11 protein-coding genes are annotated in these 15285 nt (G+C 52.2%); 4 read left to right on the top strand and 7 right to left on the bottom strand.

Features of this window, described 5'->3' with window-relative positions:
* Positions 1-375: 375 nt before the first annotated feature.
* The 3 genes from JIN87_RS26750 to JIN87_RS26740 all read right to left on the bottom strand — a co-directional run bounded on the left by JIN87_RS26750 (position 376) and on the right by JIN87_RS26740 (position 5482).
* Entirely contained in the window at positions 376-3420 is a 3045-nt protein-coding gene (locus JIN87_RS26750) for a TonB-dependent receptor plug domain-containing protein (RefSeq protein WP_200359568.1), read from the bottom strand.
* Between the two features lie 451 nt (positions 3421-3871).
* A complete protein-coding gene (locus JIN87_RS26745) occupies positions 3872-4063 on the bottom strand; it encodes a hypothetical protein (protein ID WP_200359566.1) in 192 nt (63 codons plus the stop codon).
* A gap of 18 nt (positions 4064-4081) precedes the next feature.
* Complete coding sequence (locus JIN87_RS26740) at positions 4082-5482, bottom strand: purine-cytosine permease family protein (protein WP_200359564.1); 1401 nt, start codon at positions 5480-5482, stop codon at positions 4082-4084.
* A gap of 318 nt (positions 5483-5800) precedes the next feature.
* Between JIN87_RS26740 and JIN87_RS26735 the strand changes: the two genes are divergently transcribed.
* The 3 genes from JIN87_RS26735 to JIN87_RS26725 all read left to right on the top strand — a co-directional run bounded on the left by JIN87_RS26735 (position 5801) and on the right by JIN87_RS26725 (position 10052).
* Entirely contained in the window at positions 5801-6859 is a 1059-nt protein-coding gene (locus tag JIN87_RS26735) for a LacI family DNA-binding transcriptional regulator (RefSeq protein ID WP_200359563.1), read from the top strand.
* A 202-nt stretch (positions 6860-7061) separates the two neighbouring features.
* A complete protein-coding gene (locus JIN87_RS26730; protein WP_200359561.1) occupies positions 7062-8468 on the top strand; it encodes a sulfatase family protein in 1407 nt (468 codons plus the stop codon).
* A gap of 114 nt (positions 8469-8582) precedes the next feature.
* A complete protein-coding gene (locus JIN87_RS26725; RefSeq protein WP_200359559.1) occupies positions 8583-10052 on the top strand; it encodes an MFS transporter in 1470 nt (489 codons plus the stop codon).
* 27 nt (positions 10053-10079) lie between these two features.
* Here the strand turns inward: JIN87_RS26725 and JIN87_RS26720 are convergent, their stop codons facing one another.
* Entirely contained in the window at positions 10080-10346 is a 267-nt protein-coding gene (locus tag JIN87_RS26720) for a hypothetical protein (RefSeq protein ID WP_200359557.1), read from the bottom strand.
* A gap of 171 nt (positions 10347-10517) precedes the next feature.
* Complete coding sequence (locus JIN87_RS26715; RefSeq protein ID WP_200359555.1) at positions 10518-10982, bottom strand: SRPBCC family protein; 465 nt, start codon at positions 10980-10982, stop codon at positions 10518-10520.
* Between the two features lie 289 nt (positions 10983-11271).
* Between JIN87_RS26715 and JIN87_RS26710 the strand changes: the two genes are divergently transcribed.
* Complete coding sequence (locus tag JIN87_RS26710) at positions 11272-12927, top strand: alpha-L-rhamnosidase-related protein (protein WP_200359553.1); 1656 nt, start codon at positions 11272-11274, stop codon at positions 12925-12927.
* 69 nt (positions 12928-12996) lie between these two features.
* On the opposite strand, the gene JIN87_RS26705 is transcribed toward JIN87_RS26710, so the two are convergent.
* Together JIN87_RS26705 and JIN87_RS26700 are read right to left on the bottom strand one after the other, a co-directional pair.
* Positions 12997-14382, bottom strand: coding sequence for a hypothetical protein (locus tag JIN87_RS26705; protein WP_200359551.1), 1386 nt, complete (start codon positions 14380-14382; stop codon positions 12997-12999).
* An 83-nt stretch (positions 14383-14465) separates the two neighbouring features.
* A partial coding sequence (locus JIN87_RS26700; protein ID WP_200359549.1) for a PKD domain-containing protein occupies positions 14466-15285 on the bottom strand: 820 nt, incomplete at its 5' end.

The following is a 15285-nucleotide window of genomic DNA, read 5'->3' as shown; positions in this document are numbered from 1 at the left end:
AGCAAGCGTGCCTAGCTCACAATGCCAAACTGGGATGAGTTCTGCAACAGCCTGCAAGGCTACGGCGGGACGCAGACGGCGAGGCCGCCCTACCTCTTCCCATCTTAGGACGAGTACGCCAATTCAAAAGAAAAGCACTCCTAGCCTTGCTCATTGTCCTCTCTTTGGTCTAGCGGAGTAGAGTAATCTTCGAGCATAGCGTGCCAGCAGATTTAGTCTTCATTTTTCCTAGAGTGTTTGATCAAGGAAATCTGGAACACTCGATACTCTGGGCGCTGTTGGTTTTGCCTGAGCTCAATGTACGTTTGGTATGAGTGTATGAAAAAACCGGGGACAAGCCCCGGTTTGTGTGACTGGTTTATTCTTACTAAGAACTCAGAACTTAAGTGTATTGGTGATCTGTATTGAGCGTGGCGTGCGGAATCCCCAACGAACAATTTCTCCTTGTCCAAGCCCGTCTGTTTGTAGGGGGAGGAGGTCGGTATCATCCAGAAGGTTCTTCACGTTTACCTGAAAGGTCCAGTTCACGTTATTGAAGATCTTGCGGTTGTATCGCAGCATAAAGTCTATGGTTGTGTGGCTGCCTCCGAGGTACGGATTTTGCGGATCGAATGTTACACCGTCACTCTGAAATGGGAAACCGAGGAATCGGTCGTCTCTCCAACGCGCACTGCCTCCGACGGACCAGCCTTTTAGTTTGGAGTCCTGGGCAAATTTGTAGTTGGTGACCAAGTTCATCGAACTCAGCGGTTGACGGGTGTCGCTTGTGCCGGCGAGAGATTGGATGCGAGCGGCATCTGCTTGTGTCGCAGCAAGTAGTTCCCCTACGGTTTCGACTTCGCCTGTTTGGTATGTGATTGAGCTGTCGAGTGGTATATCGCTCCAATCATCCTGCCAAACGCTAGGTACGAATTCGTTGAAGTAGGGACTGAGTCTAGTGCCGAGATTCTCATACACTCCTTCCTGTTCACTGTAGTTGAACATTATTCTCCATTGCTTGGTTGGATTGTAGGTCATCTGGAATTCGACACCTGTTGTTTCGAGATCTTGAAGCGCGTTCCAGAATGGTCCCAAATCGTACTTGTAAGGAGTAGATAGATACGTGTCATCCTCAGTGTAAGCGGCCACGTGTTCCCAGAGATCTGTTTGACTTGCGGTGAAAGGTCTGGCGACTCCGCGGGCTCCGGCACGAATATATCCAGTTTCCTGGTTCTTCATGCTGGTTTCGAATTTTGTGATGGAGGCAGTCAGCTTGTCTTCAAGAAGGAAGAATTTGATGCCATAGTCTTTGCCTTCGCCCGTTTGGTTGGGGAATACTTCACCGTATATGTCAGTTGCCTGTCCGACGGGTACGAAGTTGTCCGACTCGTTGTAGAAGAGTCCGATCGGGCGAATCGGGTAGGCGACGAATCCCATGGTCTCGGTGCGACCGGAACGAGTGACTTGGCTATCGGCAGCATCCTTCGGGTTGTAGGGTCGTGGGTCCGGGCGTATGCCTGTTACGGGATCTGTATCGGCTAGGATTAGACTGTTGGCGCTCCATGAATCTTGTTCGTCCTTGCGGGTTCCATAGGTGAGAATCAGGCGATTCTCGAAGAGGAATTGTTGCAGCGCGAAAACGTCGGACCGAGTTTCGGTCAAATCGTTGAACCCTGGGAAGTCAGCGATAAATGCAAGGCTCACTCCATTTTCATCCATCAGCTCAGGTGAAATCGGGTCACCTGCGTAGAGTGTGGTCGTGTACTGTTCGGAAGAAGCTGGGATGGTCGTGTATCCGTTTGCTGGATCGAGATACATCATGAAGTTTGCTCGATTCCATGGGTGAGATACTTTCGTCTTGAATGCTCTTGGTCCGGCGAGACCGAGGGCTGCGTTTGTGGCGGCTGGTGTGACATTGGACAATTGAACCCATTGGCGATCGAGCTTGTTGTCCTCTGATTCTAGAGCGGCAGCCATACGGAACTTGCCGAGGTGGCGAATGAAGCTGTCTTTTCCAGTGAGGTCGAGATCGTAGGAAGCGGAGATTCGCTTGGATGTCAGCTCATTGATTCCGAAGGGTTGGTTACGTACGATCGGTCCTTCGATGAAATAGCGTCCAGCGTTCGGATTCGGCTCCCCATTTGGCAGGAAGTTATTTACGTCTACGTTGAGTGATGGTCCGCGTACCTCTTCGATGGATACGCGATTGTACTTCTGCTTGTTGTACGAAGCTTCAAGGTAGAGGTTCTGACCGAATTTCTTGTTCAGGACGAATTGGAAAGTGTCGAAATCGTCGTTGTATCGGCGGGTACCGCCGAGGTAATTCACGTCGAAGGGGAGGATGCTTTCGTCTAGGAGCGAACTATTTCGGCTTTGGTCGCCGTCCTCAGGTGCGACTCTTGCTCCACGAGCCATACGTCTCCAACTAAGAGTAGGGACTTGTGAACCCGGAATGATGTTTGTCTCAATAACGCGTAGGGAGGGGCGGTTGATTATTGGTTCGATTCCTGGTTGGGTATTGCCTGTGGTTTTTTCGATTGTATCCACCATGGGACGACCTGCTTCTATCCATGGAGTGACACGATCATAGATCGGTTCGTTTCTGCCCAGACGTTGCGAACGGGTGTCGCCCTGCTCATAACTCGCATTGATCATGAGGTCTTTCATAAACTCGGATCCGTTGGCGAACGGATTGAGTCTCATCGCGACGTACTGGCGATCCCCTTTTTCGAACTCAGGTTCTCTCCAGTAGCGTGTATCGTAGTCTAGAGCCGCGAGGCGAACTGCGAGTACGTCCTCGATAATTGCTTTGTTGAAGTCCAAACTGACTCTCTGGCTCCCTTCGTCATCGAAGCGATGGGCGACTTCAAAGATGTCATGGTATTTTGCGCGTTTGGAAAGGGCGTTTGTGACACCTCCTGGTTGAGCGATACCGAAGAGGATCGCGTTTGGTCCTCTGGAGAATGTGAGTCGCTCTGTATTGTACAGATCTGCTCTGTAGAGCGAGCGGAAGAAGTCGCGACTTAAAGAGTTCCCTTGGAGGCCGCGAACACTGTATTGGTTTGCGTCGCGTGTAGATGTGCCATCCGGCGTATTGATTATGCCGGCTTCATAGGTGTCGGTATTGGGCGCGTAGATGAGGGCTTCTTCGAAATTTGCGGCGCCAATGTCTTCCAGAAACTCCGGAGTCATGATTGTGATCGCGGAGCCGACATCTCGTAAGCTCGAGTTTAGACGAGTTCCGGCAAGCGTTTGTGTGGCAGCGTAGCCCCGGTCACTATCCGCATTGATTTCGAAAGGGCTGAGTTCAAAAACTTCCTCTTCAGGCTGTTCTGATTCTTGGGCAAAGGAACTGTGACAGGTTCCCGTCGAGAGTAGGAGGGAAAGGAGACCATAGCCAAATGATCTACCGGATGGGGTAATGCGCGGCATTCGTTTCATGGGTATTTTTTTTGAGTTGCAGTTTGTGACGTTCGCTACCCTGCACGCGTATTGTCTCCCATCGTCGTAAACAGGAACTCGGTTCAGGTTTACCTTTTTTTGGGGGGTAAGTGGAGGGGGAACTTAGGTATTAGCGTTTTTTTTCTGCGAAGTTACAAGGGGATCGGAACCTGACTGTACGGTTTGAGTGGGGGATTGTCTTTCAGGTTGAAACGCTGCTTCGCTGGTGCTCGATCGGGATGCGGAGTGAGGCTTGGGTGCGCAGGTAGTCTCCTGGAGAATAGCGAGTTCACCTTCTCCGGTTTACGTATCCGAAATACAATACCGAGCCGGGGCGTGAGTTCGTCCGTTTTGACTTAGATTGAAGAGCTCGATGTAGTCAGCTCCTCCGTCGCTGATGTGTTGAGTCTAGGCGATTGGCGCGTCCCCTTGGATAGATCAGAGGGACGAGTTAGCGCAGATCGTTGACTAGCTTCGTTTTTGCCTTTTGTACCAAGGGAGAGAATACAAGCCAAAGTATCATTCCTGCAGTCATTGCTGTCTTCAGGTTTTCGAGGCTGATGGCATCGAAGAAAAAGAGGATGGACGGTAGGAGGGTCAGGACGAGCCCCAGCCAGGCGATTGTTCGAAGTGTAGTGATCATATCGAGTTTTTGTGGGGCTTATGCGGTTTTGACTTTTTTGCTGAAGAGCAAGTAGAGAATCCCGGTGGCTAGCCAGCAGGGGAGCACGAAGTTCACAGCTGTGTACCCTTTGTAGACGATCAAGTAGAATGAAGGGACGACGGGGATTAGCCACGCAAGCAGCACGGGGATGCTGAAGGAGGAGACAGGTGACGTTCTTTGGAATTCGATGGCGTTTCCTTTTCTTCTAAAATACCAGTCGAAAAAGATGACTCCTCCCATGGGGGCTAGGATGGTGCCATAGAGGCCTACGAACCCTAGGAGCTGCCATGCGAATGCGGGGAAGGCTCCTGCTATGGTGGCGACTAACCCTGCTGTGAAGGTTGCCCAGAATCTGGATACGTTTGGGAAAATGGTCTGCGCCATCGCTTGAAACGCTAGGCCTGCTCTGTAGATGGTCGGATTTGCGGTGGTCCAGCCCGCTACGATCACGCAAGTGATGCCGGCAAGTCCGGCTACGTTGTTAGCCATGGGACCTGGCACTGGGTTCGGGTCCTGGTTCAGTCTGATTTGTGCGGCCAGCATGAATGCGGCAGCGATCCATGCCATGTAGTGGCCCACGTACATGCCAGCAGAGGTGGCCCAAGCGGAGGACGCTTTCTTGGCGAAGCGGAAGACGGAGAGGTCGGCCATACCGACGTGCATCGCGGCATTGCAAAACCAAGCGAAAGTAAAGACGCTCCAGAATCCCATGGTGGACTCGCTTTTGCCATCTTGGGCAAATACGATCGATTCGCTCCAGATCGAGTTTAAGTCAGCCCAGCTGGTTGCGCCTAGCTGCTTGTAGGCGACGATTCCGCAGGCGAGGAAAACGAGAACCATCCAAGGGGATGCGATGTTGGCGAACTTCGCCACGGTGTCGTAGCCAAGCGAGGCTACGATCGAAATAACGAGACCGACTGCCAGGACGATGACAACGAACATTGCGCTATTTGGAAGCCAGTCGTCGGTGGTAGGCATTGTCATGTCGAATGGGATACCGACCGCCGTCGCCGATACGGTGATCATCGCTCCTGCGAGGAAGCAGAAGAGAAGACCGTTAGCGAGATTGTAGAGCAGGACGAGCCACTTGCCGGAGATCTTTTCCAAGTGATTGTAGAGTGTGAACCGTGCTTTGGTGGCGATGGGCGCGCAGATGAAGCGCCAGCTTAGGATCGCCATCAGGTTTCCGAAAAGGAGCCCGAGGAAAATGTTTTGCAGGGACACCCCTGCTAGTAGGAAAAGAGGACCGATCATGAATTCCGTTCCCGCGGCGTGTTCTCCGGCGTACATGCCCCAGAATTTGCTGGCTCCTTTTTGGGCCTGTGGTGGGACGGCTTCGCGTTCGAATTCGCCGGTTGTGGTCTCGGCAGGTTTGCTTGCTATGGAGGCTGTACTCATTTTTCTGGGGGGATTACTTGGATCGTGACGTCTTGGACGCTTGGGGCTTGCGTCTAAAGGGGAATGTGAAAGGAGAACGGCGAAGTGGAGGAACTACAAACGTGATTGAGCTTGACTGTCCGATTTCGCTTTCTGTCTTGAAGACTCTAATGCTCGTTAAGTGTAGAGAAGGAGAGGTTGGGGCACTCGGGGTATTTGTTAGCTTTTGGGGTGAATCGCGATTTTGTTGAAACCTGACAGTCAAGTTAGTGTTGTCTGGAGTTCTATCCTGTTCAGGTCAAAGTTCTTAGTGCGTCACCCCCGAATCCTTCCTTAAAAATGCCCCAAAAGATCACGATCAGAGACATCGCCAAGGTGTGTGGCGTATCCAGGACGACCGTATCAGCCGCTCTGCGTAGTGCTAAAGGTGTTTCCGTGGAGCAGCGTGAGAGAATCCAGGCGATTGCGAATGAAATGGGTTATGTCCGAGACCAGAAGGTCGCTCAAGTGATGTCGCACATTGCCAGAGGGCACGACGAAAGCTACTTGAGGCGGATTGCGATGGTAAGCGCTCCGGAAGTCTCCGGCGCGCCTCCATGGAAGTATAATGGATTGTTTAACCGGTTCTACAACGGGGTGAAGGCAAGGGCAGAGAGCTTAGGCTGCGGATTTGAGGCGTTTTGGATGGGCGAGCCGGGGATGACTAGCCGTCGCCTGGCTGAAATAATTTATACGCGAGGCGTCGATGGTATTGTCATGATGCTGGACTACGGAAAGGACCCGACGCGTATTGATTTCGATTTTAGCAAATTCGCCGTCTCGGTTATTGGGCGCTCGTTAGAGTGGCCGCATTTATATTCAGCGGAAGGCGACTTGCACCAAGGGATGTTGATGGCGATGGGGCAGGCAAAGAATTATGGATACAAACGTCCTGGATTGATGATCAGGAGAGAATCTGCCAAGCGTGCGGAGCACAGCTGGGAGGCTGCCTACTATTTCACGCGGAGCCAACTGCCTGAAGAGGATCGTATTCCAGTCTGCTCCTTTGGCTATGGGGATACGGCGGAGATTCCCGAATGGTTTGCGAAGTATCAACCCGATGTGATTATAGGGCACAATCCACCTGGATTGAGGTTGTTGGACAAATATGGAATCGAGGTGCCGGGGCAGGTGGCGTTCATCGCCTTGGAAAAGCACGATTTGGAATCGGGAGTCGCCGGGGTCGACATCAAGCCCGAGAGCATTGGGGCGACTGCGGTCGACTTGGTGGTGGATCAGTTTCGACTGAACCACAAAGGGCTTCCGGATAGTCCTGAGACTGTGCTCGTGAAATGCGAGTGGCATGATGGGGATACGCTTCCGTTTCGAGAAAATAGTAACATCGCAAACTCGTCTTAAGGCTGTAATGAGCTCATGTGAACTTGACTGTCTGGTTCCTGAAACAGTGACAGTGGGAATCAGTCAGCGTAGAGAGAGTACTTCAAGGAGCCGCTCTTGTATTTCTCTGGAGCGAGCAGCGAATGTTCTCGTTCAGTAATACGGCTCATTCGATCAGTGGAAAACTACGATCAATCGAGCTGCCTTTTCTCCGTCGCGCTGCATGAATAAACCCAACATCCTTTACATTCTAACCGATCAGATGCGCTCCACTGCGATGGGGTGTTCTGGTATCGAGAACGTTGATACTCCGAATCTCGACCGTTTGGCGTCGGAGGGAACGCGCTTTACTAATGCGATCGCCAATACCCCTTCCTGCGCTCCCTCTCGTGGTACTATTTTCACCGGCATGCACACCTTGGACCATGGGGTCGTGAACAACGAGGTGCAGGTAAAGAACGACGGCCCTACTTTTGCGGGAGCGTTGCGCGATAATGGCTATAAGTGCGGCTACATCGGGAAGTGGCATCTGGACGGTGGGGCGAGGACGGGCTTTACTCCACCTGGTCCGCGGCGCCTCGGTTTCGACGACTATTGGGCGGTCGCCAACTGCACGCATAATTACATGAAAGGCTTCTACTACGGCGACGAGCCGCAGCCGGAGTTCATCGATGGTTACGAGCCGATTCACCAGACGGACTTGGCGATCGACTACCTCACGGAAAAAGCGAAGGAGGAGGATCCGTTCTTTCTGGTTTTGTCGATTGGCACGCCGCATGACCCGTACCTCGAGATGCCGGAAGAACTACTGGAGCGCTACAAGCCCGAAGCGGTCGAGTTCATGGAAACGAACAGCATCTATGTCCCTGACGAAGTGATGCAGGCGAAGAAGGAGATTCTCGCCGGTTATTATGCGCACATCATGGCGATTGATGATCAGCTCGGACGATTAGAGGCACACTTGAAAGAGCTGGATCTCTACGAGAATACCATCGTCGTATTCACCTCCGACCATGGCGACATGTTAGGGAACAAGGAGCACTATTTTAAGAGTCAGCCTTGGCGCGAGTCGGTGGGGATCCCGCTGCTGATGCGCTGGCCGGGGCATATTCCCGAGGGGCGGGTGAGCGATGCGCCGATCAGTCTAATCGAGCTGACAAGTTCGTTGGTAGCCTTGAGTGGTTCCGACATTCCGGAAGGGATGCAAGGCGATGACTTGTCGGCTTTGATTTTAGGCGATGAATCTGCGGCTCCCGATTCGGTCTTCATTAACTTCATGGTGGATGTACATTGTATTCCCACGCCGCCGTTCCGTGGAGTTGTGACTCGGACGCATACCTATGCTGAGTCGCCGAAAGGACCTTGGTTGGTGTACGACGACAAGGCCGACCCGCTGCAGAAGAACAACCTAATCACTTGGGCGAACCGCGACAATCCGGAGGTAGTCGCTTTGCAGAAGCAATTGCATGCGAAGCTCCAGTATTGGCTGGAGCGTACGAATGATCCCTTCGATGACGGAGATATGGTGAGCGATCAGTATATGCCGGGACATCGGGGCGGGGTGCTGCCCTTCGCGGAGGTTCCGGACTATTTTCCAGCAGAAAGGGCTGGGAAAACGGCGGGAGCTTGAACGATTTTGTGGCCAAATCGGATGTGTTGCGAGGCTGCCTCGGTGTCCCGTCTTATTACCATTGATTTAGGCGAACCAAATTCTGTATAGTCTGAGTATTGGAATCGTAACTACGTGAAAGAAGCTAGGGTGAACCGGAATCTAAAGAAACGCGACCTTTGGAGTTTTGCATCGGGCGAAGGGGCAAGCTCGATCACCATGAATGGGATCAACAACTTCGGGATGCTTTTTTATACGCAGATCCTAGGCTTGAGCCCGGAGTTGGCGGGGTTGGCCCTCTCGATCGCTTTGGTCTGGGACGCTATTAGCGACCCTCTAATGGGCACGATTTCGGATCGTACTCGCAGCCGGTTTGGTAGCAGGCATCCCTACATGCTAGCCGGTGGCGTTTTGCTTCCGCTGACTTTCTTGGCGCTGTGGTTCGTGCCGAGTGCAGTGCGGGGCGAGCAGGCTTTGTTCATTTATCTTTTGGTGGCGAACATTTGTATGAAGACGGCCTTTACTGTATTCGTAGTTCCCTATACAGCGCTCGGATTTGAGATTAGCAAAACGGACGACGATCGTGCTCGGGTACAGGGGTATCGTTGGGGACTGAACATGATCACCAACATCATCTTTGGAGGGTTGGCTTGGATTCTGTTTTTTGGAGACGGCGTAGCGGAGGATGGTACGCGCCTCGAAGGCACCAAGATTCATGAGAACTATCTCACCATGGGTAGCGTACTTTCGTTCGCTACCTTATTGATTATCCTCTTCTGCGTCGTCGCGACCTATAAGTTCGCTAAGAAAGGTCTGCCAAAGCTGGAGGACGCCAGTATGTCTTCTCATGTCAGGGCTTTTGTCGGAGACTTAAAAGACGTCTATAGCAACCGCTTTGTGTGGGTTGTATTCGGTTTTTTCGGTATTGCTCAACTCGCTGGGGCCATCGTCGGGCAAGTGCAGATGTTTACCTACATCGAGTTCATGCAGTTCTCGGCTTATGAAAAGACTTTTGTGCATACCGGCGGCATGGTGGGATTCATGCTCGGTTCGCTTTTGCTGGGAATCATGGTCAAGCGCTGGGATAAGAAGAAGACTGGTTATTTCGCGATGCTGGTCAGTTCGTTTGGCTCTCTTGCCTTGCTGGCCATTTTTAAGGGCGGCTTGATGGAGCCGGTGTCTACGCCTTTGTTTGATATCAAGGGGAATCCTTTTCACCTTTCCGCCGTGGTCTTCGTCCTGTTTCAGGCATTGTGGTGGTGCGGGGCAGGGATCCTCATTCCTTTGGCCACATCTATGATGGCGGACATTTCTCTGATAGAGCGTTTGAAAACCGGTGAGGTCAGCGAAGGGCGTTATGCCGCGGGCTTTTCTTTCTTTCTCAAGGCAGCCAGTGCGATCGCCGTGTTTATGACGGGCTATATTTTGAAAGGGGTCGGCTATGTTTCGGGGCAGGAGACGCAAGCTCCGGAGACGATTGATACGTTGGCGCTCATGACCTTCACAGTAGGACCTGTTCTGATGCTCGTTTCATTCTGCGTGCTGAGGACGTACCCGATTACGCACAAGGTGTTGGAGGAATATCGCGCGAAGTACGAAACTTAGAGCGATGATCAAATACTGTATTAGATTTTAGAGTACGTCTTCCCAGTTCCGGCCGAGTCGGACTTCATCTACTATTAGTGACGCACCTGGACGGTGGCCTACCTTGAATTGCAGGCGATCGAAAGTGAACCCGCCGGTGAAGGTTGCGACGGGAATGAGTTTTTTCGGGTCGCCAATCGGGTTGAGGTAGACCTTGGCCAGATCTTGCCCGGTTGTTCCGAATTCGAACTCGAATACGATACAGACCACTTCCTCGTCATAGGGAGTCAAGAGGGGTCGCGGATGGCGACTCACGGTGTCAGTATGATTCAAGTACAGCCCTTCCCACTCAAGGGTAAGGATAGATGCCGGAGAGAAAGCTTACGCGTGTCGGCGAGCACTGCGGCTGTACGTAGTTTCGTTCCAGGTACAGACCTTCGGCCCGAAGCCGATCAAGCTTCAGTGCCCGAATTCCGGGTACGTGCATTATTTGGAGAGGGTTCTCTCGATTCCGTCGTAGCATCTTTCGTAAAACGTTTTGGCCATGCGTTCCGCATACTCTCTGGTCGCCCCTTCAACATTGAACCTGCTTCCCCAATGCAAGATACATGAGTCAGAGTCTGCTTCAGAGATGCTGACCCAGGCTTGGTAGTTCCGAAAGGGAATAGGAGAATCTATTTGGTCGATTATGCGGTAACTGAAGGACTTTGTATCGTCGTTGAAATGAACAAGACGTTCGACGATTACGCCGCCTACGGTATTTTCTGACAAAGCAAGATAGCGGATGACTCCACCTTTGCTCAGTCGACTCTCTATGATGCAATCGTTGTAGTGAGGAAGGGTATCAAATCCAGCGATTAGATCCCAAACCTGATCTTGAGGAAAATTCAGCTTTCGGCAGGTTTGTACGGTGATGTATGGGGAGAGAGGTTGTTTTTGGGGCTTGAGCATTCGAGGTTAGGGGGCTTGGAGTGAACTTAAAATCTAGATACGTATAATAGGACACTTTGGATCGTGATTGAGGTCTTTCGCCTGCTGACTGTCAGGCAGGGATTCGGTCGCTAATGTGATTTTGGCCTCCAATCTATTGAGGCATCTCCATTGGAAGATTCCCTATTTCGGTTAGACCGTGAACTTGAAGGTCTTTATGAGAAATCAATTGCAGAGATATATCAGCTTCGTTGCATTACTCAGCACTGTGTTAACATGTAACCTACGAGCTTCAGATAATGCAGCTTTTTTGGACTCCCTTGAAAAGAGTGAGCTATCATCGTTTCTCGTCCCTCCAACTCGTGTTCTTTGGCGAAGCGAAAACGGAGTGAGCAATGCGGACAATCTGCTTTTACCCAAAAACGGTCAGGCTGTTTTGAAGGAACTGGAGAAGCCTCTCATTCTAGAGTCACATACTGGAGCTGTGCTATTGGACTTTGGACGTCAGATCGCGGGTAATGTAGAGATCATAACTGCGATGACCAAGAACAAGGACATGCCCCGCATCCGCGTTCGCTTCGGGGAATCCGCTGCAGAGGCAATGTCAGAGCTGGGGGGTGACACAAATGCTCAGAACGACCATGCCCTACGTGATTTCGAGACTAGTCTTCCGTGGCTCGGGAAAACGACCCTAGGGCCGAGCGGATTTCGTTTCCTACGTATCGACAACGTGGATGCGGAACACGCCGCTCATATATCCGAGGTGCGAGCGGTGCTGCTTATTCGGGATGTACCACAGCTCGGATCCTTCAAATGCGACGATGAGCGACTCAATCAGATCTGGGAAGTGGGTGCCTACACTGTGCATCTGAACATGCAGGACTACCTATGGGATGGCGTGAAGCGAGATCGCCTTGTTTGGATCGGAGACATGCACCCCGAGGTTGCAACGATAAACGCAGTTTTTGGATACAACGAGGTTGTTCCGAAGAGTCTTGATCTGACGCGTGACGTTACACCTGTTTCCGCATGGATGAATGGGATTAGTTCCTACTCGATGTGGTGGGTGTTGATTCACGAGCAATGGTGGATGAATCATGGGGATCGCGAGTATCTGGTCGAACAGAAGACGTATATGCGGAAGCTCTTGAGGAAACTCGCAAAGCTGGTCGGACCGGATGGAAAGGAACGTATTAAAGGGACCCGCTTTTTGGATTGGCCGAGTTCTCTGAACAAGCAGGGAGTGACAGCTGGCTTACAAGCTCTACTGGTGATGACACTGGATGCGGGCGAGCGCTTGATGCTTGAAGTCGGAGATCGCGAGACTGCGGAGTTGTGCGCTGAGGCTGCGGATCGCGGGCGTGTAGTGGTTCCGGATGTGAACGGTTCTAAGTCAGGGGCGGCTTTGCTCGCTCTGGCTGGAATGCGGGATGCCCAGGAAACCGCGAAGAGCGTCTTGAAGGTCGATGGGCCGAAGCGAATTTCTACCTTTTATGGATTCTACGTGCTTCAGGCATTGGCCGAAGCCGGTGAGATCGATACAGCGCTTGATTTTATTTCCCAATATTGGGGAGCGATGTTGGATCTTGGGGCGACAACGTTCTGGGAAGACTTCGATCTCGAATGGATGGATAATGCGGCTCGCGTTGACGAACTTGTTCCGGAGTCGGAGAAGGATGTTCATGGTTGTTACGGCGGGTATTGCTACGTTGGGTATAGGCATAGTCTTTGTCATGGTTGGGCGAGCGGCCCGACTGCATGGTTGAGTGAACGAGTACTTGGTATCTCGCCGGCTGAACCGGGCTTTCAGAAGGTGCGTATCGAACCGGAACTGGGGCGGCTAAAATGGGCGGAAGGAACCTTTCCAACGCCGCATGGCGAAATTTTCGTAAGACATGAACGTAGAGCGGACGGTACGGTGAAAACGAAATATAAGTTACCGAAGGGCGTTAAGCTTGCGAAGTAGATGGGGAACGATAGCGCCAGGGAAACTTGCCTGGCGTATACAAAGTTTAAGCACGTGACTGGGGTATCGTCAGTTTCTCCGAGCGACTTGTTGTGGCTTCTTCTTTTCTAAGGCTTTGTCGTAGAATTTCCCGATCAGTTGACGTTGTTGGGGGTAGGCGAGCTCGATGTATTTTTCGGCCGGCATACCCATCGTCTTGGAAAGTGCGCTCTCGAAGACGGGGATCGGGTCCTGCTTCTTTTTGACGGCGAGGAGTTCCGTCCTGAGGGTGTCGACGAATTGCTCTCCTTTTCGCAGGTAGGCGTCGAGCAGAATGTAGCGAGCGCCTCTGGCAGTATCGAAGCTGATCCTCGGGTGGATGGGGTTTCTCGCTTTATGGTAAGGCCTTCTGATTTCCCGCCGCTCATCGGCTTCCCAGTTGAGGAGGTCGATTTCTTCGCCGAGTTGGTTATGGTACCTTTCGATGGTGGCCAGGCCTGCGATCTCTTCGTAGATCACTTCGTAGCCATGGCGTCTGATAACGGCGACGTCGTTGAGGAATTGGCAAATCACTTGGTCGTACCACTCGCGATTTTTGAATTTGTGGCTCCGTCCCTTTTGGTGACTGTGCAGCTCGCGCATCAAACCGTAGCGGAAACGCTCGTCCCTTCTGCCTCCCCAACTGAAGGGGTCGTAAATGTGACGGAGGTTTTTCACGAAGGCGCGTTTAAGGGAGTCCATTTGCGCTTCGGCCGGCTTGCGGCTATCGATAAAAATAGGATAGGAAAGCTTGAGGTCCTTGAAGTCGCCGGAGTTCACTTGTTCATGCAGTCCGCTGCTTTGATAGAATCCCGATTGAGTGTCCAAATCGAGTCCTTGGCTTTTTTTCGCATGCTGGACGGCTCCGTGTGGGTGTCGCGTGATCACGTCCCAGTTGATGATGACGCGTCGGTGCCAAGTCTGCGTATCGGGGTCGAAGCGGATGTGCTGGGCATAGGGATTGTCGGGCTCCTCTTTCAAGCGGGCGAGGTCCCATACCACGAGCTCATCCAAATGGTAGAATGGAGCTTGGCGCAGGCGGTTGATGATGACGCGCTCTTTGCGGAAGAGTTGCTCTTTATCGAGGTCGAAGCCTTTAATGCCGAAGGAGTGGGCCAAACCCTTGAGTTCCTTTTCATGGAGGAGACCGTCTGTGAAACGCTGTTTGAGGTATTCAGCTTCGAAGTCGAGGAGCATGGTGTGGAAGCCGCCCATTATCTTGGGCATGTTGTAATGAAAATCCATTACAACCTCATTGCCGATGGTGTACTTTTCTCCTGTCATTCCATCGATGACCTTTATCTCGCCGCCGTATACCGCGAAGGAATCCAGCAAAACGAAGAACTCTGTGTCATTGCCCTCTTCGAATGGGTCTGTTTGCCCATGTAAGAGAAAAGGGAATACGATTAAGAGTGTGAGGCGAAGGATGTTGGGCATTGTTAGGTACGATTTGGGTGATGACTGGGTATACGTTGTGGCCGCTGGGGACAGCGGCCGCTACCTCTGTGGGCCCGACTACGTTATGGGGTTACTACGTCCCAGACTTTGGAGTGGCGGTCTCTCCCTTCGGGGCCTTTGATCGAGAGGGTGACGACCCATTCGCCGGGGGATGCGTACCGATGAATAGGGTGCTGTTCCGTGGAGGTCGACCCGTCGCCGAAATCCCAATGCCAAGAGCGTACGTCGCCATAGGACTGATCTTGGAAGGCAATGAGACGCTTGTCGTTTTGTAGATTCGAGAAACTCCAGTTCGCTTCCAATGGGGCACGGAAACGCGCTTCGAGAGGTGCGAGCCTGAACGCGCAGAGGCGAGAGGCGTTTCGAATCATCTCCGTATCGTGGGCGAGATTCATGAAGGAATGAAAGCGGTCTTCCTCGTTGTCGTATTCAAGAATGCACCACGAAAGCCCTATGAGGTCGTTCTCTTCGAATTGCGATTGGGTGGAGAGTGCCGGACCTCTTGGGTCTGCATGGTCGTAGACGGTGATGTAGAACTCGAGCCTGAGCGTGCCGCTTTCGCCGTGTTTGAAGCTGTAGTCGTAAGCAGCGTTGGCGTGAGGGAAGTCTTTAATCCAGGGAGCGTTGCCCCAGATCATGGCCCAGTCCTTTTTATGTGCGGGGGTGAAGACGTGGTAGTTTTGGGCGTGCGTTCCGTGACCTTTGAAATGCAAGTCCGACTTGGGGAGAAGGTTTAGATTTTCGTTCTCGGTCTTAATGAAGGGGCCGCCTGATAGGTCGCCGTCCACAACGACTTCGAAGATATCGTTCGTTAATCCCGGTCGCTTGAAGTCCCAATAGTCGTCGTAGGCTTCGTAGAGAAAGTAGAGCCGGTTGAGGCCC

It is taken from the genome of Pelagicoccus mobilis (assembly GCF_016595505.1).
GTDB classification, from domain to species: domain Bacteria; phylum Verrucomicrobiota; class Verrucomicrobiia; order Opitutales; family Opitutaceae; genus Pelagicoccus; species Pelagicoccus mobilis.
Note: the sequence above shows the minus strand (reverse complement) of the source record. Positions and strands in the feature narration are given on the sequence as shown.

Excerpts from the sequence above, each read along its gene's own strand:
- JIN87_RS26735 (WP_200359563.1), top strand. The coding sequence starts at position 5,801 with ATGCCCCAAAAGATCACGATCAGAGACATCGCCAAGGTGTGTGGCGTA.
- JIN87_RS26745 (WP_200359566.1), bottom strand. The coding sequence starts at position 4,063 with ATGATCACTACACTTCGAACAATCGCCTGGCTGGGGCTCGTCCTGACC.
- JIN87_RS26715 (WP_200359555.1), bottom strand. The coding sequence starts at position 10,982 with ATGCTCAAGCCCCAAAAACAACCTCTCTCCCCATACATCACCGTACAA.
- JIN87_RS26705 (WP_200359551.1), bottom strand. The coding sequence starts at position 14,382 with ATGCCCAACATCCTTCGCCTCACACTCTTAATCGTATTCCCTTTTCTC.
- JIN87_RS26740 (WP_200359564.1), bottom strand. The coding sequence starts at position 5,482 with ATGAGTACAGCCTCCATAGCAAGCAAACCTGCCGAGACCACAACCGGC.
- JIN87_RS26730 (WP_200359561.1), top strand. The coding sequence starts at position 7,062 with ATGAATAAACCCAACATCCTTTACATTCTAACCGATCAGATGCGCTCC.
- JIN87_RS26750 (WP_200359568.1), bottom strand. The coding sequence starts at position 3,420 with ATGAAACGAATGCCGCGCATTACCCCATCCGGTAGATCATTTGGCTAT.